This is a genomic window from Pseudomonas sp. FBCC-B35 (assembly GCF_059133755.1).
On sequence record NZ_CP101439.1, the window covers coordinates 4,040,940 to 4,065,018 of the forward strand.

At 62.3% G+C, this 24,079-nt stretch carries 25 protein-coding genes; 11 read left to right on the plus strand and 14 right to left on the minus strand.

What is annotated here, in order from left to right:
* Positions 1–32: 32 nt before the first annotated feature.
* Complete coding sequence (locus NMB38_RS18370) at positions 33–644, minus strand: LysE family translocator (protein ID WP_028688094.1); 612 nt, start codon at positions 642–644, stop codon at positions 33–35.
* Between the two features lie 177 nt (positions 645–821).
* Here NMB38_RS18370 and NMB38_RS18375 point away from each other — a divergent pair, with 177 nt between their 5' ends.
* Positions 822–1,739, plus strand: coding sequence for a LysR substrate-binding domain-containing protein (locus NMB38_RS18375; protein ID WP_028688093.1), 918 nt, complete (start codon positions 822–824; stop codon positions 1,737–1,739).
* Here the strand turns inward: NMB38_RS18375 and NMB38_RS18380 are convergent.
* Genes NMB38_RS18380 through NMB38_RS18390 form a run of 3 tightly spaced genes read right to left on the minus strand, consistent with a single transcriptional unit; the run spans position 1,679 to position 3,550 of the window.
* On the minus strand, positions 1,679–2,272 hold the full coding sequence (locus tag NMB38_RS18380; RefSeq protein ID WP_198528902.1) for a D-Ala-D-Ala carboxypeptidase family metallohydrolase: 594 nt from the start codon (positions 2,270–2,272) through the stop codon (positions 1,679–1,681). The genes NMB38_RS18375 and NMB38_RS18380 overlap by 61 nt on opposite strands.
* A 43-nt stretch (positions 2,273–2,315) precedes the next feature.
* Positions 2,316–2,768 carry a ribosomal protein S18-alanine N-acetyltransferase gene (gene rimI / locus NMB38_RS18385; protein WP_023533216.1) on the minus strand — a complete coding sequence of 151 codons (453 nt, stop codon included), beginning with the start codon at positions 2,766–2,768 and terminating at the stop codon, positions 2,316–2,318.
* Positions 2,765–3,550 (minus strand): hypothetical protein, encoded by a 786-nt coding sequence (locus tag NMB38_RS18390; protein ID WP_027915466.1) that lies wholly within the window; start codon positions 3,548–3,550, stop codon positions 2,765–2,767. Before NMB38_RS18390 ends, rimI begins: the two co-directional genes overlap by 4 nt.
* Positions 3,551–3,773: 223 nt before the next feature.
* Here NMB38_RS18390 and mksB point away from each other — a divergent pair, with 223 nt between their 5' ends.
* The 3 genes from mksB to mksF are packed head-to-tail and all read left to right on the plus strand — an operon-like array spanning position 3,774 to position 8,588.
* Entirely contained in the window at positions 3,774–5,063 is a 1,290-nt protein-coding gene (gene mksB, locus NMB38_RS18395) for an Mks condensin complex protein MksB (RefSeq protein ID WP_023533191.1), read from the plus strand.
* A complete protein-coding gene (gene mksE / locus NMB38_RS18400; protein WP_088523230.1) occupies positions 5,053–5,760 on the plus strand; it encodes an Mks condensin complex protein MksE in 708 nt (235 codons plus the stop codon). Before mksB ends, mksE begins: the two co-directional genes overlap by 11 nt.
* Positions 5,757–8,588, plus strand: coding sequence for an Mks condensin complex protein MksF (gene mksF, locus NMB38_RS18405; protein ID WP_027915468.1), 2,832 nt, complete (start codon positions 5,757–5,759; stop codon positions 8,586–8,588). The genes mksE and mksF overlap by 4 nt, the downstream gene beginning before the upstream one ends.
* Before the next feature lie 203 nt (positions 8,589–8,791).
* Here the strand turns inward: mksF and NMB38_RS18410 are convergent, their stop codons facing one another.
* The 5 genes from NMB38_RS18410 to rplU form a co-directional block, all read right to left on the minus strand.
* Positions 8,792–9,247 (minus strand): CreA family protein, encoded by a 456-nt coding sequence (locus NMB38_RS18410; protein ID WP_371259680.1) that lies wholly within the window; start codon positions 9,245–9,247, stop codon positions 8,792–8,794.
* A 2-nt stretch (positions 9,248–9,249) separates the two neighbouring features.
* Entirely contained in the window at positions 9,250–10,368 is a 1,119-nt protein-coding gene (gene proB, locus NMB38_RS18415) for a glutamate 5-kinase (RefSeq protein ID WP_088523229.1), read from the minus strand.
* Positions 10,369–10,453: 85 nt separating this feature from the next.
* Complete coding sequence (cgtA, locus tag NMB38_RS18420; protein WP_028688089.1) at positions 10,454–11,680, minus strand: Obg family GTPase CgtA; 1,227 nt, start codon at positions 11,678–11,680, stop codon at positions 10,454–10,456.
* Positions 11,681–11,869: 189 nt separating this feature from the next.
* Positions 11,870–12,127 (minus strand): 50S ribosomal protein L27, encoded by a 258-nt coding sequence (gene rpmA, locus NMB38_RS18425; RefSeq protein ID WP_023533198.1) that lies wholly within the window; start codon positions 12,125–12,127, stop codon positions 11,870–11,872.
* 38 nt (positions 12,128–12,165) lie between these two features.
* Positions 12,166–12,480 (minus strand): 50S ribosomal protein L21, encoded by a 315-nt coding sequence (gene rplU, locus NMB38_RS18430; protein ID WP_023533254.1) that lies wholly within the window; start codon positions 12,478–12,480, stop codon positions 12,166–12,168.
* Positions 12,481–12,724: 244 nt separating this feature from the next.
* Here rplU and NMB38_RS18435 point away from each other — a divergent pair, with 244 nt between their 5' ends.
* The 3 genes from NMB38_RS18435 (at position 12,725) to NMB38_RS18445 (ending at position 14,493) form a co-directional block, all read left to right on the plus strand.
* On the plus strand, positions 12,725–13,693 hold the full coding sequence (locus tag NMB38_RS18435; protein ID WP_027915471.1) for a polyprenyl synthetase family protein: 969 nt from the start codon (positions 12,725–12,727) through the stop codon (positions 13,691–13,693).
* 129 nt (positions 13,694–13,822) lie between these two features.
* Entirely contained in the window at positions 13,823–14,164 is a 342-nt protein-coding gene (locus NMB38_RS18440) for a zinc ribbon domain-containing protein YjdM (protein WP_027915472.1), read from the plus strand.
* An 83-nt stretch (positions 14,165–14,247) separates the two neighbouring features.
* Positions 14,248–14,493, plus strand: coding sequence for a PA4570 family protein (locus NMB38_RS18445; RefSeq protein WP_027915473.1), 246 nt, complete (start codon positions 14,248–14,250; stop codon positions 14,491–14,493).
* Between the two features lie 46 nt (positions 14,494–14,539).
* Here NMB38_RS18445 and bamJ read toward each other — a convergent pair whose 3' ends face one another.
* The 4 genes from bamJ to NMB38_RS18465 all read right to left on the minus strand — a co-directional run bounded on the left by bamJ (position 14,540) and on the right by NMB38_RS18465 (position 18,793).
* Positions 14,540–15,157 (minus strand): BamJ family beta-barrel-assembly machinery protein, encoded by a 618-nt coding sequence (gene bamJ, locus NMB38_RS18450; protein WP_027915474.1) that lies wholly within the window; start codon positions 15,155–15,157, stop codon positions 14,540–14,542.
* 121 nt (positions 15,158–15,278) lie between these two features.
* The gene (locus tag NMB38_RS18455; protein ID WP_003247486.1) at positions 15,279–15,767 is read right to left on the minus strand and encodes a TIGR00645 family protein; all 489 of its coding nucleotides are present in this window, start codon (positions 15,765–15,767) and stop codon (positions 15,279–15,281) included.
* A 92-nt stretch (positions 15,768–15,859) separates the two neighbouring features.
* Complete coding sequence (locus tag NMB38_RS18460) at positions 15,860–16,198, minus strand: PA4575 family protein (protein ID WP_027915475.1); 339 nt, start codon at positions 16,196–16,198, stop codon at positions 15,860–15,862.
* Between the two features lie 156 nt (positions 16,199–16,354).
* Positions 16,355–18,793 carry a Lon protease family protein gene (locus NMB38_RS18465; protein ID WP_027915476.1) on the minus strand — a complete coding sequence of 813 codons (2,439 nt, stop codon included), beginning with the start codon at positions 18,791–18,793 and terminating at the stop codon, positions 16,355–16,357.
* Positions 18,794–19,046: 253 nt separating this feature from the next.
* Between NMB38_RS18465 and NMB38_RS18470 the strand changes: the two genes are divergently transcribed.
* The 4 genes from NMB38_RS18470 to NMB38_RS18485 all read left to right on the plus strand — a co-directional run bounded on the left by NMB38_RS18470 (position 19,047) and on the right by NMB38_RS18485 (position 22,523).
* A complete protein-coding gene (locus NMB38_RS18470; protein ID WP_023533283.1) occupies positions 19,047–19,535 on the plus strand; it encodes a DUF3015 domain-containing protein in 489 nt (162 codons plus the stop codon).
* Between the two features lie 72 nt (positions 19,536–19,607).
* Positions 19,608–21,461 (plus strand): Lnb N-terminal periplasmic domain-containing protein, encoded by a 1,854-nt coding sequence (locus NMB38_RS18475; protein ID WP_049695420.1) that lies wholly within the window; start codon positions 19,608–19,610, stop codon positions 21,459–21,461.
* Between the two features lie 143 nt (positions 21,462–21,604).
* Entirely contained in the window at positions 21,605–21,955 is a 351-nt protein-coding gene (locus tag NMB38_RS18480; RefSeq protein ID WP_027915478.1) for a hypothetical protein, read from the plus strand.
* Between the two features lie 70 nt (positions 21,956–22,025).
* On the plus strand, positions 22,026–22,523 hold the full coding sequence (locus tag NMB38_RS18485) for a GreA/GreB family elongation factor (RefSeq protein ID WP_027915479.1): 498 nt from the start codon (positions 22,026–22,028) through the stop codon (positions 22,521–22,523).
* A gap of 84 nt (positions 22,524–22,607) precedes the next feature.
* Here NMB38_RS18485 and gdhA read toward each other — a convergent pair whose 3' ends face one another.
* Positions 22,608–23,948 (minus strand): NADP-specific glutamate dehydrogenase, encoded by a 1,341-nt coding sequence (gene gdhA / locus NMB38_RS18490; RefSeq protein WP_028688087.1) that lies wholly within the window; start codon positions 23,946–23,948, stop codon positions 22,608–22,610.
* Between the last annotated feature and the right edge of the window lie 131 nt (positions 23,949–24,079).

Genomic DNA, 24,079 nt, shown 5'->3' on the forward strand with positions numbered 1-24,079 from the left:
GAAAGTCAGGCGGTTTTCGGCAGCCGGTGCAATCAACCCACACTGCTCATCGCCACCATCAGCCCCAGCGCAATGAGTGCCACCCCGATCACCCGGTCTGCGATGATTTGCCGCTCGATCATTGCCTTGCGCAATACGGTGTTGGAAAAAAACACAGCGACCAAGCTGAACCACGCCCAGTGCGCAAGCGACATGAATGCGCCGTAGGCCAGGTTGAGCCACAGCGGGCTGCCCTGCTCCACCACCTGGCTGAACGCACTGATGACGAACAGCATGGTCTTGGGGTTCAGGCAATTGGTCAAAAACCCGGTGCGCAGCGCTTGCAGCGCCCCGCCTGCAGCACCTTTGTCGTCAAGACGCACGCGCACAGTGTTGGTCAAGGACCGATAGCCCAGGTACAGCAGGTAGCACGCACCAACGGCCTTCATGCACAAGAACAGTGTCGGGCTTTGAGTCACGATGATCGATAGCCCGAGCACGGTGTACAGCACATGCACCTGAACCCCAAGGCCAATACCCACGGCAGCGGCCAGGCCAGCAATGCGCCCTTGCGCATAACTGCATCGGGTGACCATTGCAAAGTCGGCGCCGGGGCTGATGACCGCTAGCAGGGTGAACAAGGCGACAGCGAAGATTTCAGTCATTCATGGACTCTCGATAGGCGATGAACATGCACAGGTCAGGCATTATCGAACGCTTATCAGGCGCCTAAAAACGATTTAAAGTGCGTGAAATCGGTGAGTTTTCATCGTGCTTCATCACGCGTATCGGCTGGTTTTTCCTTACGCGCATACCGCACCCATCAGGAATCCATCCCTGCCATGAAGCTTCCACCCCTGGCCGCCTTGCGCTACTTCGACGTCGCAGCCACCACCCAAAGCTTCATCCGCGCAGCCGAGTGCCTGCACGTCACCCATGGCGCCGTCAGCCGCCAGGTGCGCTTGCTCGAGGAAAGCCTGGAGGTGGCGCTGTTCGAACGACGCAATCGCGCCGTGTTCCTGACTTCGGCGGGGCGAGCACTGCATGCCACGACCCAAGCCATCTTCGAACAGCTCGAAAGCACAGTGCAGCGGCTCAAGGACAGCGATGACAATCCGGTGTTGGTCGTCTCCTGCGAGCCCACCATCGCCATGCGCTGGCTGATCCCGCGCCTGCCGCGTCTTAACGCTGCCCACCCTGATCTTCAATTGCAGCTGGTGGCCGCAGGCGGCCCGCTGGACTTCGCCCGCACAGGCGTCGACATCGCTATCCGCCGCGACGACTTTCATTGGGGCATGACGCTGCATCAGCAGAAGATCTGTGACGAGTGGATTGGCCCTGTGGGGCGTCCGCCATTGTCGCCGAAGCTGCAAGGCCATCGACAGTTGCACAGTGCGACCCGCCCCGACGCCTGGGCCACTTGGCTGCGGCTTACAGGTGAGACAGCCATCGCGGGCGAGCGTAGCGACTTCGAGCACTTTTACCTGTCGATTCAGGCGGCCAGCGCAGGGCTGGGGGTCGCGATGGCATCCGCCTTGATGGTGCGTGACGAACTCGATACAGGGCAGTTACAGGCGCCCCTGGGCTTTGTACGCGATGGCTCGGCCTACCACCTGTTGAGCCCCTGCCCTCTGAATGATGCAGGCAAGCGCCAGCGGTTTGCCGAATGGGTGAAACAGGAATGCCAGGGCTGCCTGACTCACCTGGGCTTGCTGCAAAAGGATGACGCCGCGCTGCCATCGCCGCCCCAGGTGCGGTAGCCGGCCGTGTCCAGGTGGATGCGACCGCTCGGGTAGCGGCCAAGGCCCATGCCCCATGCCTGGCCGTGCTGCTGCCAGAACCGGCACAGCGGGTTGGGGCCGGCCCAAGGCGCCAGCAGGACATCCACGGCGAATGCTTGTGTATGCGCGCTGCCGATCGCCCCGCCGGCACAGCGGTTGAGGCCCGGGTCACGGTAGGCGGAGACCACTTCGAAATCGGGTAAGGCCCCTTGCTCACCCAGTGTTCGGAGCAACGACAGCGTAGCGCGCACAGCCGGCCAATGTTGCTTGGGCGGCACGGCAAACGGTGAAGCCCGGCACACTTTCCAGTCCGAGGCCGAGCGCAGGAGCTGATGAATCGGCACAACACCGTACAAACGTGCCTGCACGAGCATGTCGCGAAAAGGCCGCGTCGGGTGGTCACCTGCCCACTGGGCGAACATCCACAGGTCGCGCTCATCGGCCACGGCCCCGCTGGGCACTGAATTTACCGCCAGCAGCAGCGCGGCGACCACACTCCGTTTCTTCGACATGGCCCACCCCTGCACGTCACGGCAGCGGCACCCTGCCGCTGGCTCAGTCCGGGAACAACGTGCAGGCCATCACCAACGCATCCTCGCGACCACCCGCAGCTGGATAATAGTCGCGCCGGCGGCCGATTTCATTGAAGCCAAAACGCTCGTACAGGCGATACGCCGGATTGCTGGCCCTCACCTCAAGGAAACACTCGCGGCCGTTGAGCTGGTAGGCGCGCGACATCAGGTGTTCGAGCAGCCGCAGGCCCAGGCCGCGCCCTTGGTTCTCCGGCTTGACGGTGATGTTGAGCAGGTGGGCTTCGTCGATGATCACGTTGATCACGCCGTGGCCGACCTGTTGCTGCCCATCGAACATCAGCCAGACTTCATAGGATTTCAGGGCATCCAGAAAGATGCCGCGGGTCCAGGGGTGGCTGAACGCGGCATATTCGATTTTCAGCACGGCATCCAGATCTGCCTCGGTCATGGGGCGAAAACTGATCGAGTCACTCATTCAACGCGTTTCCAGCGCGCCATCAGCTGGCGCATGGCTTTCCAGACGTCCGCTTTACGCTGCGGCTCGTCCATCAACAGTTCCAGGCCCGGCAAGGCCCAGGCCTCGCCCAGGCCGTCGAGCTTGAGGGTTTGATAATAGGCCTGGTCGTCGGCGCCGGCGGCAAAGCGCAGCGCAGGCATGCCCACCAGCCACAGGCAGGTGCAGGGCGCTTCCTCCAGGCGAGCCTGGACAAAACCCTGTACGAAATCGCGGGCCGCGTCCGGGCCCTGGTCCATGTTGCCGCGCATCAGCAGCGGCCAGCGCACCGGCTCACCCACGATTTGCGGGGCGTCGGGCAGGCCGGCGGCGCGCAGCATATCCTTGAGCAGCAGGTAGGACGGGTCACGGCTCTGGAAAGGCTGGCCGGTGGCCAGCTCGACCAGTAACAGGCAATCGCCGGCACGCAGCAATTGCAAGGCAAAACGCGGAGGCGGCACCGGCACTGGGCGAGGTGTCGCAGCCTGCTCGGGCGCCTCTACAGGCTTGGCCGCAGCCTTGGCGGAAGCGCCCGGCCGCGGCACCTCGATCTTCGGCCGCTCGATGACACGGGCCTGGGGGGCGACAGGCGATTGGTCGGGTACCTGGCGTGGCGGCGGCTCGAAATCGATGTCCTCGGGCGGCGCCAACGGCAGCAGCAGTTCAGGCCGTGACGGCGCGGCGAACGGCAGCTCGGCGCGCGGCAGCCAGTGCACCACTTGCATGGCGGACAGGTAGGCGCGGCGACGTTGTTCGGTAAGCAAGGCGGTCATCCGAGGGGGGTTGGGACAGGTGCGCATTCTACCGCCGATAACCTGCCAGTGCCGCATCTGCTCAGCGGTTTTTTACGCATGCCCTGCCTGCCTGGGCAAGCCACAGCAGGCGGGCGGCTCGATCAGCCTGTCGCACGACAAGCCAAGGGGATAAGAACCAACCCGTCGGATGCAGTACAATCGCCCCCTTTTTCTTGGCAACGAGTCCAAGCCGATGATCGAACCCAAGCGCGTCCTGCGTGCCCTAGCCGAACACTGGGCCCTGATCGAGCCGCTGTGCGAGCGTTTCGACCAGGGCACCCTCAGCCTGGTGGAGCTGCGCCAGCATGTGGCCCGCCAGCAGATCGAGAGCACCCCGCAGGACATCACCCAACTGCTCGATGTGTGGATCCGCCTGGACATCCTGGTGCCCGTTGCCAAGAGCCCGAACCGCTTCGAGCTCAACGCCCAGATCCACGACTTCCTCGCCTATCTGCGCCGTGAGCATCGCCTTGGCCTGTGCCTGGAGATCGAGGCTTACCTGCGTCACCTGGAGCGCCTGGCCGGGCACATCCAGGATGCCTTCGACAACCGCGACAGTGACGATCTGGCGCGGCAACTGCGGCTCCTGGACATGCGCGTGCGGGACGTGCTGAAGAAGCTCGACAACGATGAGCAGGCACTGGTGGCCGTAGCCGAGCGGGCCAAGACCAGCAGCCGCCAGATACCCTTGCGCCAGCGCTATGCCGAAGTGCTGGCCACCTGGGATGAATACGTCGAGCCGATGATCCAGCTGGTCAACGCCGACGGCGCCTTCGAGCAAGGGGTGCGCAAGGTCGAGACCGTGCTGCTGAAACTGCTCGGGGAACAGGCGCGCCTTGGCCACCTGGTCGACGACGACATGCTGCTGCGCACCCATGCGCGTATTCTGGAGATGCAGACCAGCGCCCAGCTGACCCTGCGTCATGCCCGTGAACTGCTGCTGCCGCTGCGCGAGGAAGCACGGCGTCACAACGCGGTGACCCGTGGCGCTGCCCTGGCCCTGTCGGTGGTGCGCCGCAAGGGCCTGGACGCGCTGCCCCAGGCAGCCATGCCGTTGTTCACCCGGCCGCAAAGCACTTTCCTGGGCAGCGCCAGCCAGGTCGAAGCCTATGTCTATGCCTTGGCGCGCTTCGAGCCCAAGCCGGCGCGCTTCCCCAAGGCGCACAAGAGCGCGTCCGACGACAAGCCTCGCGCACCGCGCACGGTCAAGGAAATGACCGAACGCTGTGAACAGGCGCTGCCACTGCCAGACCTGATGGTGTGGCTGCTGGAGCAGGAGCCCGAAGGCGCCACCGACGAACTGCTGTACTGGTTCTCGCGCTTGTCACGGGAAAAACGCTTCAACCGCGAGCGCCTCGAGCGCCGTGACTACGACACCCAGGAACACCGCGTCAGCCTGCGTTCGTACGCCCTGACCTCCAGCCGCGAAGACGCCCCCAGTGCGTCCCCAGAACCCCACGCGAGCCCAGCCCATGCATCTTGATCTTTCCGAACTGTCCCAGCTCGCACCGATCTTCCGCGAGCTGTTCAAAGGTTTCCACATCAGCCGCCGCGACCCGGAGCTGTACGCGCAGTTGTCCAACTTCCAGGACCAGTACCGCAGCCTGTTCAAGGCCCTGGGCTTCGAGCTGGTGTGCGACACCCGCGGTTTCTACTACTTCGTACCGGACATGACGGCGGCCCAGGTCAACAAGACGGCGCAGCGCCTGTCGCTGTTCACCTTCATCCTGGTCGAGCACCTGGCCGATCAAGGCCGTGACCCGATCGCGGTGCTCGACGGCGGCAGCGTTGGCCGCGACGAATTGCCTTCGTTGCTCGACAAGTACCGGGACCTGTTCGTGCAGGCCGAGGTGCAGACCGTCGAGGACCTGGAAGAAAAGATCCTGCGCCGTATGACCCAGCTCGGCTTCGCCCATGAAGAAGGTGGCATTTACCGTTTCCTGCCGCCGATGCACCGGTTCCTGGACGTTTGCCTGGCCGTGCAGCAGGACCGGGACCTGGCGGCGACGCTGCACAGCGCCCTGCCCTTGCCCACGCCAGCGCTGGCCGAAGACCCCGCCGAGCCAATGCCTGAACACACCGACGACCCGCTCGACCTGACGCCGTTCGAGGCTGAGGAAGACGAAGAGCAGGCCTTGGCTCGTGCCATTCGCCAAGAGCAACAGGAGATCGACGCATGAGCCAGGAACGCTATGGCATCCGCCGCTTCGCATTGCTCAACACGGCCGGCTACAGCCTGGGCTTGTTCCCACTGGAGCATCCGCTGTCGGTGTACGGCGCCAACAACCTGGGCAAGTCGGCATCGATCAACGCCCTGCAGTTCCCGATCCTGGCACGCATGTCGGACATGAGCTTCGGCAAGTACAGCCTGGAGCAGTCGCGCCGCTTCTACTTTGCCAGCGATACCTCGTACATCCTCTGCGAGCTGAGCCTGCCCCACGGCCCGCACGTGATCGGTGTCGTCGGCCGTGGGCCGGGTGGCGGCTTCGGGCACCAGTTCTTCGCCTACCAGGGCGAGCTGGACCTGGCGCACTATCAGAAAAACGACACGTGTCTGCGCCAGAAAGAGCTGTTCACCAACCTTGAAAGCAAAGGCATTAAAGCCTACGAGCTCAAGCCGGACGAGCTGCGCCGCCTGTTGGTCGGCGGCCATACCTCGGTGCCCCTGGACCTGACCCTGATCCCGCTGCGCTCGACCAGCGAGCAGAGCCTCAAGACCTTCCGCGCGCTGTTCATCAACCTGCTGCACATGCGCGAAATCACGGCGGCCAAGCTCAAGCAGCTGTTCCTCGATGCCTTCGAGCACAGCCTGCGTTCTGGCAGCGTCGACTACATTGCCGCCTGCGAAGAAGCCTTCCGCGATGTGCGACGCATGGAACAGGACTACAACGCCCTGGTCGCCGCCGGTCCGCTGGTCGAGGCGCTGGCCGGCGGCGTCGCCCAACGCGACATCCTGCGCGGCAAGCTGCACCGGATTTCGCCGGTACTCGACAACCTGCTGGGTACCTGGCAGGACTACGCCATGGCGCGCAAGGAAGAACTGGTCATCCAGGCCGAGCATTACCGGGGTGAACAGGACCGCTTGCAAAACGATCAGCGCGGCGGCACCCAGGAGCTGATGCGCCTTGAGCGTGAAATCACCGGCATCCAGCGCTGGCTGGGCGAGCTGTCGGTGTTGCGCCATCGTTTTGCGTTGGTCGATGACGTCAAGGTGCTGGAACAGCAGCTGCTGGCGGCCAAGGATGCCCATGACGAGCTTGCAGGCGCCCTGGCCCAGTCCCGTCAGTTCAGTGCCGAAGACCTCGACCAGCGCGTTGGCGACCTGGAAAAACGCCTCAGGCAGGTCAAGCAGCAGCTCGACCACGCCGACAACAACAGTTACGCCCGCTTGCGCGAAGAGTTCTCGCAGCAGGATGTCGACCGCCTGATGCGCCTGTTCAACGGCGCCCTGTTCAGCCTGCCATTGGGTGAGCGTGGCATCGAGCTGGACGACAGCGACCTGTGGGTGAAATCCCTTGAAGCGGTGCTCGACCGCTTCAAAGGTGAGCGTTTCGAGGCGCCGGGTCTGTCCATCGACCTGACCCACATCGACCCACCGGCTTTGCAGGCGCTGGCTGACCGCGCCGCGCTGCGTGATCAGAAGGAGCGCCTGGACAAGGAGCTGCGCCAGCTCAAGACCCAGCAGGCAGTAAGCGCCGACCGCTCGGCTTCCAAGGCGCAGACCGAAGCGCTGTACCAGCAGGTACTCGACGCCCAGAAAGCCCTGGAAGACTACCGCCGCAGCCAGACCCTGGCCGCCGAAGAGCCTGCCAAGCTCGAACAGCTCGCACAGATGGAGGCCGCCCAGGATGAGCTCAAGCGCTCCAGCGATGCGTTCACCGAGCGCGTGCAGCAGCTGTCGGCCAAACTGCAACTGGTGGCGCGCCAGTTGGGTGACCTTGAGTCCAAGCAACGTACCCTGGACGACGCACTGCGCCGCCGTCAGCTGCTACCGGCCGACCTGCCCCTCGGCACCCCGTTCATGGAGGCCATCGACGACTCCATGGACAACCTGCTGCCATTGCTCAACGACTACCAGGACAGCTGGCAGAGCCTGCAGCGGGTGGATAACCAGATCGAAGCGTTGTACGCGCAGGTACGCCTCAAAGGCGTGGCCAAGTTCGACAGCGAGGACGACATGGAGCGTCGCCTGCAGTTGCTGGTCAACGCCTATGCCCACCGCACCGACGAGGCGTTGACCCTGGCCAAGGCGCGTCGCGCTGCCGTGACCGACATTGCCCGTACCCTGCGCAACATCCGCAGCGACTATGACAGCCTCGAGCACCAGCTTGCCCTGTTCAACCGCGAGATCAACCGGCGCCAGGTCTCGAACCTGGAAAGCTTCCGCGTGGTGCTGGCACCGAACAAGGAGGCACTCAAGCACATCGACCAGATCATCCACAGTGCCGGCCAGTATGAAGAAGGCGAAACCCTGTCGGTGTTCGACCTCACCCAGAACGCCGACCAGGACAACCGGAACGAGCAGGCCAAGGAATACCTGGCGCGCCTGGTCGCCGCGAACCATAACCAATTGGGGTTGAAGGACCTGTTCGAGCTGGCGTTCGAGATCACCAAGGTCAACGGCCAGCCGATCATCCACGCCGACATCGACGGCGCGGCTTCGAACGGTACGACCATGACCATCAAGGCGCTGACCAACATGTATTTGTTGCTGCACCTGATGGACCGTGACTTGGCCGGACGTGTGCGCCTGCCGTACTACCTGGACGAAGCGGCGGACATCGACGAACGCAACCAGGCGGCACTGCTGGAGACCAGCCTGCAGCTAGGGTTCGTGCCGATTCTGGCGAGCGTCAAGCCGCAGGTCTCGGCACACGTGGCCATCGACCTGGAAGGCGGCAGCGGCCCCAACGGCATCTATATCGACGAATCGGACTGGAAGTTCATCAGCCCGCTAGAGGAGGTGAAGGTGGTGGTACGCGAAGATCAGGGTGAAGTGGTTATCTGACGGAGATTGTGGGGCCGCAGAGCGGCCCCGACAGTGGGCGCTGCGAAGCTCAGATGCTGGAACTGTTCCGCCTCCCATAGCGGCCCGTCCCGTGTCATGCCGAGGCCACCGTGGCAAACGACAGCCTCTAGATGCGGTTCACGTCAGTTGCCCGTGCCTCGACACCTGCACGTTTTCAACTCGAAATCGACCAGGCCTACCCGTCACTGAGCCCACGGCAGAATCGGAATCGCCGTCACGGCATTCTGCGGGCTGCCTTCGACGATGCGGTCGCTATACACCAGATACACCAGCGTATTGCGCTTCTTGTCCAGGAAGCGCACCACCTGCATGGTCTTGAACACCAGCGATGTGCGCTCCTTGAACACCTCATCGCCATCCTTGAGCTCGCCCTTGAAACTGATCGGCCCTACCTGGCGGCAGGCGATCGAGGCCTCGGCGCGATCCTCGGCCAACCCCAGTCCACCCTTCACTCCCCCCGTCTTGGCCCGCGACAGGTAGCAAGTCACACCTTCGACCTTGGGGTCGTCGAAGGCTTCCACGACGATGCGGTCGTTCGGCCCCAGGAACTTGAAGACAGTGGACACCTGGCCGATTTCCTCGGCGCCAGCAAGCATCGGCAACCCAAGGGCTGCCACGACAAACAGTTTCTTCAGCATGTTCATACCAGCACCAGATTGTCACGATGCACCAGCTCAGGCTCGGCGCTATAACCCAGGATAGTCGCGATGGCGTCGGAGGATTGCCCAATGATCTTCTGCGCTTCCAGGGCACTGTAGTTAGCCAGGCCCCTGGCCACTTCCAACCCGTCAGGGCCCACGCACACCACCATCTCGCCACGTCGGAAGCTGCCCTGGATGGCCTTGACGCCCACTGGTAGCAAACTCTTGTTGGCCTGGCGCAGCGCCTGTACCGCTCCCTCGTCCAACACCAGCGTGCCGCGGGTCTGCAGATGACCCGCCAGCCACTGTTTACGGGCTGCCAGCATGCCGCGCTCAGGCGACAGCAAGGTGCCCAACCGCTCACCGGCCTTGAGACGATCGAGCACGCGCTCGATGCGCCCCCCAATGATGATGGTATGGGCACCAGAGCGTGCCGCCAGGCGTGCAGCGCGCAGCTTGGTCTGCATACCGCCGCGCCCCAGTGCACCACCGGTGCTGCCCGCCACGGCGTCCAGCGCCGGGTCATCGGCACGGGCTTCGAAGATCAGTTGCGCATTGGGGTTGTTGCGCGGGTCGGCATCGAACATGCCGTCACGGTCGGTCAGGATCACCAGCAGGTCGGCTTCCACGAGGTTAGCCACCAACGCCGCCAGAGTGTCGTTGTCACCGAAGCGAATCTCGTCGGTCACCACTGTGTCGTTTTCGTTGATCACCGGCACCACGCCCAGCTCGACGAGGGTGCGCAGGGTGCTGCGCGCATTGAGGTAGCGCTTGCGGTCGGACAGGTCGTCATGGGTCAGCAGGATCTGCGCGGTATGCTTGCCGTGCTCGCCAAAACTCGACTCCCAGGCCTGCACCAGGCGCATCTGGCCGATGGACGCTGCTGCCTGCAGCTCGTTCATCGCACTGGGGCGTGACGTCCAGCCCAGCTGGCTCATGCCGGCAGCCACGGCGCCCGAGGAGACCAGCACCAACTCCACGCCCGCCTCACGCAGCGCGACCATCTGCTCGACCCACACGGCCATGGCGCCGCGATCGAGGCCTTTGCCATCGGCGGTCAGCAGCGCACTGCCAATCTTCACGACCCAGCGCCTGGCGCCCGTCACCTTGCTTCGCATCGTCTTCCAACCTATGTCGAATCTGTAGATACCGTGGATACAAAAACGCCGCTCAAGCGAGCGGCGTTTAGTGTACTGCAACCGATCAGTCGCGCACGTAAATGATTTCCGGACCGTCTTCGTCGTCCTCGAAATCATCATCCCAGTCATCGTCATCGCCGATGTCGTGCACGCTCTTGACACCGGTGCGGCGCAAGGTGCGGGCATCGTCCAGGGCCTGCAACTGGGCGCGAGCCTCGTCCTCAATGCGTTGGTCGAGGTCAGCCAGCTCCTCGGCATAGGCCGGGTCGTTGGCCAGGCGGTCGGCGCGGTCTTCGAGGTAGCGCATCAGGTCGTGGCTGAGCTTTTCGGTACCTTGCTTGGAGATGGCCGAGATCACATACACAGGGCCCTCCCATTGCAGGCGCTCGACCACTTCCTTGACCCGCTCGTCGCGCTCGTCGTCCATGACCATGTCGGCCTTGTTCAGCACCAACCAGCGCTCACGCTCAGCCAGCGACGGGCTGAAGCGGGTCAGCTCGTTGACGATGACTTCGGCGGCATCGGCCGGGCTGCTCTCGTCCAGCGGCGCCATGTCCACCAGGTGCAGCAGAACACGGGTACGCGCCAGGTGCTTGAGGAAGCGAATGCCCAGGCCAGCACCGTCGGAGGCACCTTCGATCAGCCCAGGAATGTCGGCGATGACGAAGCTTTTCCAGCGGTCGACACTGACCACGCCCAGGTTTGGCACCAGGGTGGTGAACGGGTAATCGGCCACTTTCGGCTTGGCGGCCGATACCGAGCGGATGAAGGTGCTCTTGCCCGCATTCGGCAGGCCCAGCAGGCCTACATCGGCCAGCACTTTCATTTCCATCTTCAGGTCGCGCTGATCACCCGGTTTGCCTGGAGTGGTCTGGCGCGGTGCACGGTTGGTACTGGATTTGAAACGGGTGTTGCCAAGGCCGTGCCAGCCGCCCTGAGCGACCATCAGCTTCTGCCCCGGCTTGACCAGATCACCGATCACTTCCTGCGTGGAGGCATCAATGACCGTGGTACCCACCGGCACACGCAGGAACAGGTCTTCACCCTTCTTGCCGGTGCAGTCGGTGCTGCCGCCATTGGCGCCGCGCTGAGCTTCGTGGTGACGGGTGTAGCGATAGTCGACCAGGGTGTTGAGGTTCTCGTCTGCCACCATGAACACCGAACCACCGTCACCGCCATCGCCGCCGTTGGGGCCACCGTTCTCGATGAACTTCTCGCGACGGAAGCTCATGCAACCGTTACCGCCGTCACCGGCTTTGACCCGAATGGATACTTCGTCAACAAACTTCATTCAAAAACCGCCTCTCGCCTTCCGACGAGTTGAACACTGATAAACATGAGGCTCTTGCAAAAATGAGCGCGGCGGCCCCGTACGACCGTAGAAACCCACGCCGGCAACCCATACAAACAGCTTTGCAAGAGGCTCACCACAAACGAAAAAGCCCCGTCGCATGACGGGGCTTCTGGAGCGACGTCGCGATTAGGCTGCGACGATGCTCACGTAACGGCGGTTGAACTCGCCTTTCTTCTCGAACTTGATCACGCCTTCGATCTTGGCGAACAGGGTGTGATCTTTACCGATACCCACGCCGTAGCCTGGGTGGAATTCGGTGCCGCGCTGGCGGACGATGATGTTGCCTGGCTTGATAACCTGGCCGCCATACATCTTCACGCCAAGGCGTTTCGATTCTGAGTCGCGACCGTTACGAGTACTACCACCAGCCTTCTTGTGAGCCATGGTTCAATTCTCCAAATAAATTCAGGGGATCTAGGGGATTAAGCCTGGATGCCGGTGATTTTGATCTCGGTGAACCACTGGCGGTGGCCCATGCGCTTCATGTGGTGCTTACGACGACGGAACTTGATGATGCGAACCTTGTCGTGGCGGCCTTGCGAAACGACTTCGGCCACTACTTTAGCGCCAGCAACAACTGGAGCACCGATGGTGACTTCTTCACCGTTGGCGACCAGCAGAACGCGATCGAAAGTCACGGACTCGCCAGTGGCGACTTCCAGTTTCTCGACCTTGAGGAATTCACCTTCAGCGACTTTGTACTGCTTGCCGCCGGTAACGATTACTGCGTAAGACATGGTATTTCTCCGATAATCCTGCTCACCCAGCGCTTTATATGATGAGTATTGGCTGGCATGGCTGCACAGGGCTGGAACGGCCCGGCGCAATTGCGTAAGGCAGGTGCTGCCCAGGAAGTTAGGGTGCGCGATTGTACGCAACACAGGTTTTGCTTGCAAGTGCAGCGCCCGACCGACTGGCACCGTGCCTTGACACACCGGGACCCGCAACCTAGCATGCCGCGCAACCTCACTGGAGCAGCCGATGCAACCCCAAACCTTCTACCGTGCGGTGGCTGACGATTTCAGCGCCGTCGACGAGATCATCAAGAAGCAGCTGACCTCGCGCGTGCCGCTGGTATCGAAGATCGGCGACTATATCACGTCGGCCGGTGGCAAGCGCCTGCGCCCATTGCTGGTGTTACTGTGCGGCAAGGCCCTGGGCCACCGGGGCGACGACCTGCGGCTGCTGGCGGCAACCATCGAATTCCTGCACACCGCCACCCTGCTGCACGATGACGTGGTCGACATGTCGGGCATGCGCCGCGGCCGCTCCACGGCCAACGCCCTGTGGGGCAACGCCCCAAGCGTGCTGGTCGGTGATTTCCTCTATTCCCGCTCGTTCGAGATGATGGTCGAGCTGGGGTCGATGCCGGTCATGCAGATCCTGTCCAGGGCGACCCGGGTCATTGCCGAGGGTGAAGTGCTGCAGCTGTCGCGGGTTCGCGACGCCAGCACCACCGAGGACGTCTACATGGACGTCATCCGCGGCAAGACCGCCATGCTGTTCGAAGCCTCCACCCACAGTGCTGCGGCCCTGGCCCAGGCTTCCGATGCCCAGCGCGAGGCCTTGCGCATGTTCGGTGACCACCTGGGCGTGGCCTTCCAATTGGTCGACGACCTGCTCGACTATGAAGGTGACGCCGAGGCACTGGGCAAGAACGTGGGCGACGACCTGGCCGAGGGCAAGCCCACCCTGCCCTTGATCTACACCATGCGCGAGGGCACTGCCGAGCAAGCAGCGCTGGTACGCCAGGCCATCCAGAAAGGCGGCCTTGAAGACCTGGAGCAGATCCGCGCTGCGGTAGAAGCATCGGGTGCGCTCAAGTACACCGCAGCCCTGGCGCAGGATTACGTCAAGCGCGCCATCGAGTGCCTGGAAGTGCTCCCTGCCAGCGAATACCGGGATGCGCTGGTCGAACTCAGCCAGTTCGCCGTCGCACGCACTCACTAACGGCACGTCCCTTCCCCACACGCGGTTCGTCCCTCGAACCGCTGCGGACTTTTGTCCGGACATAATCACTTCTGAAACCAGACCTTCTACAATGGCGGCTTTTTCCGCCTGTCTGTTCGAGGAACCCAAGTGAGTACGTTGCCACCCTGCCCCAAATGCAATTCCGAATACACCTACGAGGATGGCACGCAGCTGATCTGCCCTGAATGTGCCCACGAGTGGTCGGCCAGCGGCGAAGCCGAATCTGCCAATGACGACGTGGTGAAAAAAGATTCCGTCGGCAATGTGCTACAGGACGGCGACACCGTGACCGTGATCAAGGACTTGAAGGTCAAGGGCTCGTCCCTGGTGGTCAAGGTCGGCACCAAGGTCAAGAACATCCGCCTGTGCGACGGTGACCACGATATCGACTGCAAGATCGACGGTATTGGCGCGATGAAGCTGAAATCGGAATTCGTGCGCAAGGTCTGATTTCATCCAGATCCGCCAATTGGTTCTTGCTATTTTGATAATAAGAATTATTCTCATTGGAAAGTTATCCAAGGAGAATAGTCATGACTTATCTGATCGATGCCTGGCTGGACCGCCCTCACCCATACCTGCGCATTCTTCATCGGGAGACCGGTGAGGTGTGCGCGGTGCTCGAAGCAGAGGCGCTGGATGAACTGCGCGACCAGGGCGACCTGGACCTGCGCGGGCTGAATTCGAATGAGCCTGGGGTACTGAAGGAGCTGGTGCGCAACCTGTTTCTGTTCTGCTACGCACGGGCGTTGCGCCCGATGGGGACAGACTGGAACTGACACATCTGGCGAGCTGGGAAAGGGCCGCAATGCGGCCCCAGCGGTATTACAGAACGTCGAGCAATTCGACGTCGAACACCAGTACGCTGTGCGGCGGGATGCTGCCGACACCCTGGGCACCGTAGGCCAATTCGCTTGGCACATACAGGCGCCACTTGCTGCCGGCGCTCATCAATTGCAGGGCTTCGGTCCAACCTGCGATCACGCCCCCAACCGGGAATTCGGCCGGCTGACCACGATCGTACGAGCTGTCGAACACGGTGCCGTCGATCAGGGTGCCGTGGTAGTGCACACGCACCTGGTCTTCGCGCGATGGCTTGGCGCCTTCACCGGTGTTCAGCGCTTCGTACTGCAAGCCCGAATCCAGGGTGACGATGCCGTCGCGCTTGGCGTTGTCGGCCAAGAACTGCTTGCCGGCAGCCGCTGCAGCCTCGGCCTTGGCGGCTGCCTGGGCTTGCATCACTTCACGGATAACCTGGAAGCTGGCCGACAGATCGGCCTCGCTGACGCGGCTGTCTGCACCGTTGAAGGCGTCGGTCAGGCCGGCCACGATCGCTTCCAGGCTCACCCCTGGCGGCGGGTTGTCGCGCAGCTGGCCACCCAGCTGACGGCCGATGCCGTAGCTGACGCGGGTTTCGTCGGTAGACAGGTTGATCTCGGACATTGTCATGCTCCACTGCAGGGCGCAGCGCAGCCACGCCCTTGATGAAAAGGGCGAGCAGCCTAGCATATCGAGAGGCACCTAGCTGCACGCGGCAGACCCCCGCGTGCAGCTGAAGTCGAGGCTAGTGCTTGGTGAGCTTGTCCAGGTAACCCATGCAGAACGCCGAGACCACGAAGGTCATGTGGATGATGACGTACCACATCAGGTAATCGGTGGAGATGTTCTGGGCATCCATGAACACCCGCAACAGGTGGATGGACGAGATGGCCACGATCGACGCAGCCACCTTCATCTTCAGCGAGGAGGAGTCCATCTTGCCGAGCCAGTTGAGCTTTTCCTTGCTCTCGTCGATATCCAGCTGCGAAACGAAGTTCTCATAGCCGGAAATCATCACCATGACCAACAGCCCGCCGACCAGCGACATATCGATCAGCGACAGGATCACCAGGATCAGGTCGGCTTCGCTCAAGGCAAAGACGTTGGGCAGGACATGGACCACTTCCTGGAAGAATTTCAGCGCAAGGGCCAGCAGGCCCAGGGACAGGCCGAAGTAGATGGGGGCGAGCAGCCAGCGGGAGGCATACATCGCATTTTCGAGAATACGTTCCATGGAGGATGGGGACTCGTAGGTGGCTGGAAAAACGACCGCGAGTATAGCCAGCCGCCTCATGCAGCAAAAGCTGGATGACCGTCCCGGCCTGTTCAGGTCTCAGGATGGAACTGGTAGTCGCCCAGGTTTTTGGTGCGCTCGCCGTTCATGCGCCGCAACTGCGCCTGCAGGTGCAGGCACCAGATGGGCGGGTCTTCGTTGAGCTGATACCCGTGCAGGGTCAGGCTGTCGACGATGGCATTGAGCACGGACTCGGCCACCTGCGGCCCGTGAAACGGCCCTTGGGCCTTTACTGCCGAGGGTTGCTCACCGGCCATGCCGGCGGCGAACAGCAGCGTCCACATACCGGTATCGCCAGCCAGTGGCCGGATACTGCATTCGATGCGGGTCACAAGGCCCAGGCACTGACGTGTAAGGCTGAGGTTGCGCATGGCCGCGTCCTCCGAAAGCTCCGTTCAGCCCAGCAAACGGGCTGTCTTCATCCTGAACACTGATGTCGTCCTTGGTTCAGCATAGAAGAACGTCAGCACAAGATGGAAAACCGGCGCCGAACGGTAGCCATTGGCCGCCAGCGCCGGTTTCTTGACTCAAGCAGGCTTGGCTTGCGCGATCACCTCTTCAAGGCGCTCCTTTTCCGCCTTCTCGATGTCTTCCTCACTGATCATCTCGGCAATCTCGCGCAGCCGTTCGACGACGCGTGCATTCACGCTACCCTCGGTGAACTGCCCTTTCTCGTCAGGCACACCCGCCTCCTCGCCTACCAGCAGGCTCAACGCCTCATCTGCCTGGCTGACCGCATACACATGGAAGGTGCCACTCTCGACCGCCTGCAACACACGTTCGTCGAGCATGAGCGTGGCCACGTTGGCGCGCGGGATGATCACCCCCTGCTCACCGGTCAGGCCACGGGCTTCGCAGAGCCTGAAGAACCCTTCGATCTTCTCGTTCACACCCCCGACAGCCTGCACTTCACCGAACTGGTTGATGGAACCGGTGATCGCGAAGCACTGCTTGAGCGGGGTGCGCGAAAGGGCCGAGATCAACGTGCAGGCCTCACCTAGCGAGGCGCTGTCGCCGTCCACGTAACCGTAGGATTGCTCCAGGGCGATGCTGGCCGAGATCGCCAGCGGGAATTCCTGGGCATAGCGGCTGCCCAGGTAGCCGGTCAGGATCATCACCCCCTTGGAGTGGATAGGCTGGCCCAGGTTTACCTCGCGCTCGATGTCGACGATACCGCTACCGCCCGGGTACACGGTGGCCGAGATACGCGCGGGCATGCCGAATGCCGAGTCGCCCACCTCCAGCACGGTCAGGCCATTGCACTTGCCGATGGCCGCGCCCTGAGTGTCGATCAGGATGATGCCGGCCAGCATGTCGTCCAGCACCCGCTGCGAGACCCGCCCGGTGCGTGTGGCCTTGGCCTTGAGTGCACGTTCGATATGGCCAGCATCGGTCATTTCGTCGTTGGCCAGCTGACGAATGAAGTCGGCCTCGCTGACCAGCTGGAACAGGTCGCCGATCCGGGCCGAGAGCCGTGCCTGGTTTTCAGCCAGGCGAGCGCTGTAGGTCGCTAGCCGGGCCACGGCGTCGCTGGTCAAGGGCGCCATGCCCTCCTCGTTGGTACGGGTGCGCAGCAGTTGGGCGAACTGCTCCAGGTTCTCGTCGACCATGGGCATGTCTTCGTCGAAATCCACCAGCACCCTGAACATCTCCTGGAAGTCCGGGTCGTGGTCCTGCAGCGCGTAATACAACTGACGCGAGCCGATGATCACCAGCTTGACGTTGAGCGGGATCACCTGCGGGGTAAGGCTGACGGTCGCCACCCGGCCAAGCTCGCCCAAGGGTGACTCCATCTTGAGCTTGCGCGATTGCAGGGCGCGCTTGAGCGCATCCCAGACAAAGGGCTCACCCAGCATTTTCTCGGCTTCCAGGATCAGGAAGCCGCCGTTGGCCCGGTGCAGGGCTCCCGGACGCAACTGCCGGTACGACGTGTAGAGCGCGCCCTGGTCGGTGCTGTACTCGATGCGACCGAACAGGTTGTCGTAGGTCGGGTGCGGCTCGAACACCACCGGCGCCCCGCCGTCATGATGATGGCCCACGACCAGGCTGGGTGCGTACTGCTCCTCGAGCATCTTGCGCGCCACGGCGTCTGTCTTGCTGTCCTCGACCAGTTGCTCGACCACCGTGCGCAACAGGTTCAGTTGCACCGATTGCAGGTAGGCACACACGGCAGCGTTCTCGGCGTACTTTTCCGACAGCGGTGCGAGCAAAGGCTCAAGTGCCAGGGTAATGGTTTCTTCGTTGAGCTGGCGCAACTGGTTGTTCGACTCACGCTTCCATTGCGGAAGGCTGGCCAGCTCTTCGTTCAAACGCTCCTCGAGCAGGGCGATGTCTTCGTGAAACTGTTCGCGCACGTGCTCAGGCAACTGGGCGAACTCGGCCTCATCCAGGGCCTTGCCGTCTGCCATCGGCGTGAAGGCCACGTTGCTGGCATCGCGGTACAAGGCCACGTCCTTTTCCAGCGAAGCGCGCTCGATCACATCCAGCGCGCGGTCGTAGCGCTGGTTGAAGGCGCGGTCGATGGCGCCTTTTTTCTGCTGGTACGAGGGGTGTTCGAACACGGCCGGGAATGTCGCCAGCAAGTTGTCGATCAACCCGTTCATGTCAGCGATGAAGTCCCCGGCACTGCCCGATGGCAATTCCAGGGCTCGCGGCTCGCGGGTGTCGTCGAAATGGTTGACGTAAAGCCAGTCGGATGGGGTCTGCTGACGCTTGCCCTCCGCCTTGAGGTAACGCTTGACGAACGAGAACCGGCCGGTACCGGGCTCGCCCATCACGTATACGTTGTAGCCGGGGCGCGGCATGGCCACGCCGAATTGCAGGGCCTCGACAGCACGCTCCTGGCCCAGTACGCCGCGAAACGGCTCCAGATCGTCCGTATTGGTGAAAGCAAACTGCTCGGGAGAGAAACGCCGGGTGAGGGCTTCAGGCGCAAGACGCAGGCGCGCAGCGACAGGATCGGGCATTGGGTTTCCTTACTTCGGCGGGGCAGATACGCAGCATTCTGGCGCTGCCTGCGCGCGGGTTGCAAGGCTCCTCGGGATTTATGTCGCAGGCGCGACGGTGTCTTGTACAAGCAAATTTTTCGCAATCGGTAACGCAACCTTTGGAACATGCCTAAACTCCAACTTGCGCGGGTGGGTGAAATGCTTTCCCGACCTGGCACCCGAGTTGCCAGAAACCTGACCCTTGGTTTAAGTCAAATAGAGAATAAATGCTATGAAACGGATTCTTCTGGGTACTCTGTTCACCGTCGCTTCGCTCAACGCCATGGCCGACGCGCCAGGCGGCCCGAATTGCGGCTGGGGCAACATGCTGTTCGAAGGCCAGCGCGGCACTCCGGCACACTTCCTGGCTTCCACCACCAACGGCACTTCCGGTAACGCCACCTTCGGCATGACCTCCGGCACCAACGGCTGCTCCACCAAGTCTGCACTGACCTACGGCGGCAAATCGTGGTTCGCCATGAACGGCATGATGAACGAGCTTTCCGAAGACATGGCCATGGGTCAGGGTGAAGCACTGACCACCTACGCCGTGGTACTGGGCGTGGCGCCGGAAGACCGTGCGCACTTCGCATCGGTCACCCACGATCACTTCAACCAGATCTTCAGCAGCGCCGATGTCAATGCTGAAACCGTGCACAGCAACACCCTGGCCGTTCTGAAGAACGACCCACGCCTGGCCAAGTACGCTACCGAAGCCTAAACGCGCGTTTCCCGCCCCGGTTCCGGGGCGGGTCTCTCTTTCTTCGGCATCGTCTGGAAGTAGTTGCCCGATATGCTCAAACGCCTTGCCTCTCTGGCGCTGTTGTTCTGCGCCCCTGTTCATGCTGCGCCGATGCTGGATCAAGGCCGTCTCCAGCAACTGGCCAGTACCCCCTACTGGATTGCTTTGGGCCATTACGAAACCGGTAAGCTCGGTGGCTGGCGCAGCTACGTAGACGATGACGCATTCTTCCTTGCCCACGATGGCGCACACCATCCGGACCGTGAGCTGAAAGCGACGGTGCAGGCGCTGTATGCCCCGGCAAGCCTGGGCGACAAGCACGCTCAGTGTGTTTTCCCGGCCCGCACTCGCTGGCTGAAAGAGCAACTTGGCCTACAGGATTTGCCGCAACCCCAGTGCCAGGAATTCAAGACCTGGTACCAGTCGATCGACCCGCACAGCGCTGCGTTGATCTTCCCGGCTGCCTACCTGAACAGCCCCTCGTCGATGTTCGGGCACACGCTGCTGCGCATCGACCAGTCCACTACCCGCAGTGACGCCACCACGCTGCTCAGCTACGCGATCAACTTCGGCGCGTACATCGAAGGCAGCGACAACAGCATTCTGTATGCCTGGAAAGGGTTGGCCGGTGGTTATCCCGGCCTTTTCGCGCTGATGCCCTATCAGGAGAAACTGTCGGAATACCGCAGCCTGGAAAACCGCGACCTGTGGGAATACCAGCTAGACCTCACGCCGGAAGAAACAGGCCGCATGGTCGAGCACGTCTGGGAACTGAAACAGATTCAGTTCGACTACTTCTTCTTCGACGAGAACTGCTCCTATCGCCTGCTGGAGTTGCTGCAGGTGGCTCGGCCAGGCCTGGACCTGACCTCGCAGTTCCCGCTGACCGCCATACCGACCGACACCGTGAAGGCGGTGAAACAATCAGGCTTGGTCGCCAGTGAACTCTACCGTCCCTCGCGCGAGCGCGAACTGCTGGCGCGTGCAGCGCCACTGGACCATGACGAGAAACGCCAGGTGCTGGCCGTAAGCGCCGACACTGCGCAATTGCAAAACCCCGCGTTCAAGGCCCTGCCCCGCGAGCGGCAGGCCTTGATACAAGACGCTGCCTACCGCCTTGAGCGCTACCGCGCCAATGGCCAGGAACGTGACCCCGGCCAGGCCAAGCGCAGCTTCGAACTGCTACGCGCGATCAACACCAACCCGCCGCCGCCGTTGGCCATCGAGCGCCCGGGGTTGCCCGAGGACGGCCATGACTCGCGTACCTGGCAGTTGGGCGTGGGCACGCGCGAAGACCGCGCCTATGCCGAATATGGCCTGCGCATGGCTTACCATGATCTCAACGACAACGCCTACGGCTTCCCATTGGGGGCGCAGATCGAGATCTTGCAACTGAAAGTGCGCCAGTACGAAGGCAATGACTGGCAAGTGCAACGCCTGGACCTGGCGACCATTCGTTCGCTGACACCGCGCAACGAACTGCTCAAGCCCTGGTCGTGGCAAGTGGCCGGCGGCCTTGAGCGGGTGCCGGGCAAACACGATGACGAGGTGCTGGTGAGCCACGTCAATGGTGGCGCCGGTGGCACCTGGCAGCTGGGTGATGACTTGCTGGGCTTTGCACTGGGTACAGTCCGTGTAGAACACCACAACGACTTCGCGCAGTTCATCGCACCTGCCGCAGGTTTCAATGGCGGGCTGCTGTGGCGCAATGGGCTTGGCAACATGACGCTGGAGGCCAAGGGCGATTACTTCACCAATGGCGAAGTGCGCCGTAGCGTCAGCCTGAACCAGCAGTGGGAACTCAGCCAGAATTTGGGGCTGCGCCTGAGTGCCTCGCGCCAGTTCAGCCACCTGTCCACGGCGCAGAACGAGGTGATGCTGGAAGTGAAGTGGTATCACTACTGAGGGTCTGGTCTGGTGTGAAAGCGTTCATGTTTACGGCGATGTTCCGGCCTGTGGCCCGCCTCAACCAGTCTTTGACACGGCTTTGACAGCACGCCCACAACTGGCCCTCTAGACTTCACCTGGACGGCATGAGGGCAAGGTCTATGTGGCGGTTCTGGTTGGGTCTGTGCGTGGCGATGCTGCTGTCGGGGTGCGAAACGACTCACGAGCAGATGCTTGGCCAGGGGTTTCCCCCTGCCTACGCCGATGGCTTCGAGGACGGGTGCAGCAGCGGCCGTCAGGCCGCGGGCGTGCCGGCAGGTGATTTTCGCAAGAACGTGCCGCGCTACCTTCAAGAACGGCAGTACGAGTCCGGCTGGGACGATGGCTTTCGCCAATGCCAGGCCATGCAGGAGCGGGCCGAACAGCAGCGCTACCACGAGCGTTTCTGGGACGAACGGGACCGTGAGTGGCAGCAGGAGAAAGACCGCGGCGCTGCCCGCGCCTGGCGTTGAAGACGTCGCAGGTGGGCATTGCTTGAAACCCCGCCCCTGCCATGATGGTCTTCTGCACAAGGAGGCACTCATGAGCCGAGCATTTGTCAACGAAGACCAGGCCGCCGCCCAGGCCGACCAACCCGTCGAGCGGCGTGTCAGCGACCAGCCCAATTACGTCACCGCCAACGGCCTGCGCCAACTGCAGCAACGGCTGACCGAACTCAATACGTTGCGCAGTGAGTTGCAGGCTCAGGGCGAGCGTGCCGACAAACAGCGATTGGCCGAAATCGAGCGTGATCTGCGGTATTTCGCCGCGCGGGTACACAGTGCCCAAGTGGTGCCGACAGCCCTGTCCACCGAAAAAGTGCAGATAGGCAGCCGCGTCAGGTTCATCGACGATCAGGACCAGGAACACTTGGTGTGCCTGGTAGGCGAAGATGAGGCTGACGCGGCGCGTGGATTGATCAACTGGGGCTCACCCCTGGGCAGGGCCTTGCTGGGCGCAGCCCCGGGAGATGAGGTGACATGGCGCCGCCCCGTCGGTGAACAGGCTATCGAGATCATCGAGATCGAAGGGGCGGGCTGACAGCCCACCGCAGCCGACCCGGCGAGACCTCTCCAATATGCCTGTAACTGGTGTACCGACGATGGGCTGCCAAGCCTCACGCGATCAGACGACCCCTTGGGCCAGCATCGCATCGGCCACCTTCACGAAGCCCGCAATGTTGGCCCCTTTGACATAGTTGACCCGGCCATCGCCCTCTTCACCATAGTGAACGCAGGCGTGGTGAATCGACTGCATGATGCCATGCAGCTTGCTGTCCACTTCGCCAGCAGTCCACAGCAAGCGCATGGCGTTCTGCGACATTTCCAGGCCCGACACCGCAACGCCACCCGCATTGGACGCCTTGCCCGGCGCATAGAGGATGCCAGCTTCAAGGAAGATGTCCACAGCCGCCAGGGTCGTGGGCATGTTGGCGCCTTCTGCGACGCAGATACAGCCGTTGGCCAACAGTGCCTTGGCATCCTCGACGTCCAGTTCGTTCTGCGTCGCGCATGGCAGCGCGATGTCGCAGGCCAGGCTCCACGGCGTCTGGCCCTTGCGGAACTCCAGGCCGAATTGCCCGGCCAGCTCGCTGATGCGGCCGCGCTTGACGTTCTTGAGGGTCATCACCGCTTCCCACTGCGCGTCGGTGAGGCCCGCTTCGGCGTACAAGGTACCTTCGGAATCAGACAGCGAGATCACCTTGCCCCCCAGGTCCATCACCTTGCGCGCGGCGTATTGCGCGACGTTGCCCGAGCCCGAGATCGCCACGCGACGGCCGTCGATGCGCTGGCCCTGGCGCTTGAGCATCTCCTCGGCAAAATACACACAGCCATAGCCCGTGGCTTCCGGACGAATCAGGCTGCCGCCATAGGTCATGCCCTTGCCGGTCAGCACGGAGGTGAACTGGTTGGCCAGACGCTTGTATTGCCCGAACATATAGCCGATCTCGCGCGCCCCTACTCCGATGTCCCCGGCCGGAACATCGCAGTCGGCACCGATGTGACGGTACAGCTCGCTCATGAAGGCCTGGCAGAAGCGCATCACTTCGGCGTCGCTCTTGCCCTTGGGATCGAAGTCAGACCCACCCTTGCCACCGCCCATGGGCAGCGAGGTCAGGGAGTTCTTGAAGACTTGCTCGAATGCGAGGAATTTCAGAACACTGAGGTTCACCGAAGGGTGGAAGCGCAGGCCGCCCTTGTAGGGGCCAATGGCGCTGTTCATCTGGATACGGTAACCGCGGTTGACCTGAACCTTGCCGTGATCGTCCACCCACGACACCCGGAACAACACTGCACGCTCAGGCTCGACCATGCGCTCGAGAATGCCCGCTTGCAGGTAGTGAGGGTTGGCTTCCAGAAAGGGCCACAAGGTGCGCAGCACTTCTTCGACGGCTTGGTGAAACTCGGGTTGGCCAGGGTCACGCTGTTGCAGGCGTGCAAGGAAATTGTCGACGGATTCGATCATGGTAGACATCTCACCAAGAGGATTGGACTTATTGGTTTTTCCCGAATGTACCAAGAAGCAATTGCCCTGCAACAGGGCGAAATGTCGTTTTATTGAAATAATTTGGTGCGTTTTATGTAAATGTATACAAA

What these genes read in the sequence shown, in the direction of transcription:
- NMB38_RS18370 (WP_028688094.1), bottom strand. Translation starts at nt 644, where the DNA reads ATGACTGAAATCTTCGCTGTCGCCTTGTTCACCCTGCTAGCGGTCATC.
- NMB38_RS18375 (WP_028688093.1), top strand. Translation starts at nt 822, where the DNA reads ATGAAGCTTCCACCCCTGGCCGCCTTGCGCTACTTCGACGTCGCAGCC.
- NMB38_RS18380 (WP_198528902.1), bottom strand. Translation starts at nt 2,272, where the DNA reads ATGTCGAAGAAACGGAGTGTGGTCGCCGCGCTGCTGCTGGCGGTAAAT.
- rimI (WP_023533216.1), bottom strand. Translation starts at nt 2,768, where the DNA reads ATGAGTGACTCGATCAGTTTTCGCCCCATGACCGAGGCAGATCTGGAT.
- mksB (WP_023533191.1), top strand. Translation starts at nt 3,774, where the DNA reads ATGATCGAACCCAAGCGCGTCCTGCGTGCCCTAGCCGAACACTGGGCC.
- mksE (WP_088523230.1), top strand. Translation starts at nt 5,053, where the DNA reads ATGCATCTTGATCTTTCCGAACTGTCCCAGCTCGCACCGATCTTCCGC.
- mksF (WP_027915468.1), top strand. Translation starts at nt 5,757, where the DNA reads ATGAGCCAGGAACGCTATGGCATCCGCCGCTTCGCATTGCTCAACACG.
- NMB38_RS18410 (WP_371259680.1), bottom strand. Translation starts at nt 9,247, where the DNA reads ATGCTGAAGAAACTGTTTGTCGTGGCAGCCCTTGGGTTGCCGATGCTT.
- proB (WP_088523229.1), bottom strand. Translation starts at nt 10,368, where the DNA reads ATGCGAAGCAAGGTGACGGGCGCCAGGCGCTGGGTCGTGAAGATTGGC.
- cgtA (WP_028688089.1), bottom strand. Translation starts at nt 11,680, where the DNA reads ATGAAGTTTGTTGACGAAGTATCCATTCGGGTCAAAGCCGGTGACGGC.
- rpmA (WP_023533198.1), bottom strand. Translation starts at nt 12,127, where the DNA reads ATGGCTCACAAGAAGGCTGGTGGTAGTACTCGTAACGGTCGCGACTCA.
- rplU (WP_023533254.1), bottom strand. Translation starts at nt 12,480, where the DNA reads ATGTCTTACGCAGTAATCGTTACCGGCGGCAAGCAGTACAAAGTCGCT.
- NMB38_RS18435 (WP_027915471.1), top strand. Translation starts at nt 12,725, where the DNA reads ATGCAACCCCAAACCTTCTACCGTGCGGTGGCTGACGATTTCAGCGCC.
- NMB38_RS18445 (WP_027915473.1), top strand. Translation starts at nt 14,248, where the DNA reads ATGACTTATCTGATCGATGCCTGGCTGGACCGCCCTCACCCATACCTG.
- bamJ (WP_027915474.1), bottom strand. Translation starts at nt 15,157, where the DNA reads ATGTCCGAGATCAACCTGTCTACCGACGAAACCCGCGTCAGCTACGGC.
- NMB38_RS18455 (WP_003247486.1), bottom strand. Translation starts at nt 15,767, where the DNA reads ATGGAACGTATTCTCGAAAATGCGATGTATGCCTCCCGCTGGCTGCTC.
- NMB38_RS18460 (WP_027915475.1), bottom strand. Translation starts at nt 16,198, where the DNA reads ATGCGCAACCTCAGCCTTACACGTCAGTGCCTGGGCCTTGTGACCCGC.
- NMB38_RS18465 (WP_027915476.1), bottom strand. Translation starts at nt 18,793, where the DNA reads ATGCCCGATCCTGTCGCTGCGCGCCTGCGTCTTGCGCCTGAAGCCCTC.
- NMB38_RS18470 (WP_023533283.1), top strand. Translation starts at nt 19,047, where the DNA reads ATGAAACGGATTCTTCTGGGTACTCTGTTCACCGTCGCTTCGCTCAAC.
- NMB38_RS18475 (WP_049695420.1), top strand. Translation starts at nt 19,608, where the DNA reads ATGCTCAAACGCCTTGCCTCTCTGGCGCTGTTGTTCTGCGCCCCTGTT.
- NMB38_RS18480 (WP_027915478.1), top strand. Translation starts at nt 21,605, where the DNA reads ATGTGGCGGTTCTGGTTGGGTCTGTGCGTGGCGATGCTGCTGTCGGGG.
- NMB38_RS18485 (WP_027915479.1), top strand. Translation starts at nt 22,026, where the DNA reads ATGAGCCGAGCATTTGTCAACGAAGACCAGGCCGCCGCCCAGGCCGAC.
- gdhA (WP_028688087.1), bottom strand. Translation starts at nt 23,948, where the DNA reads ATGATCGAATCCGTCGACAATTTCCTTGCACGCCTGCAACAGCGTGAC.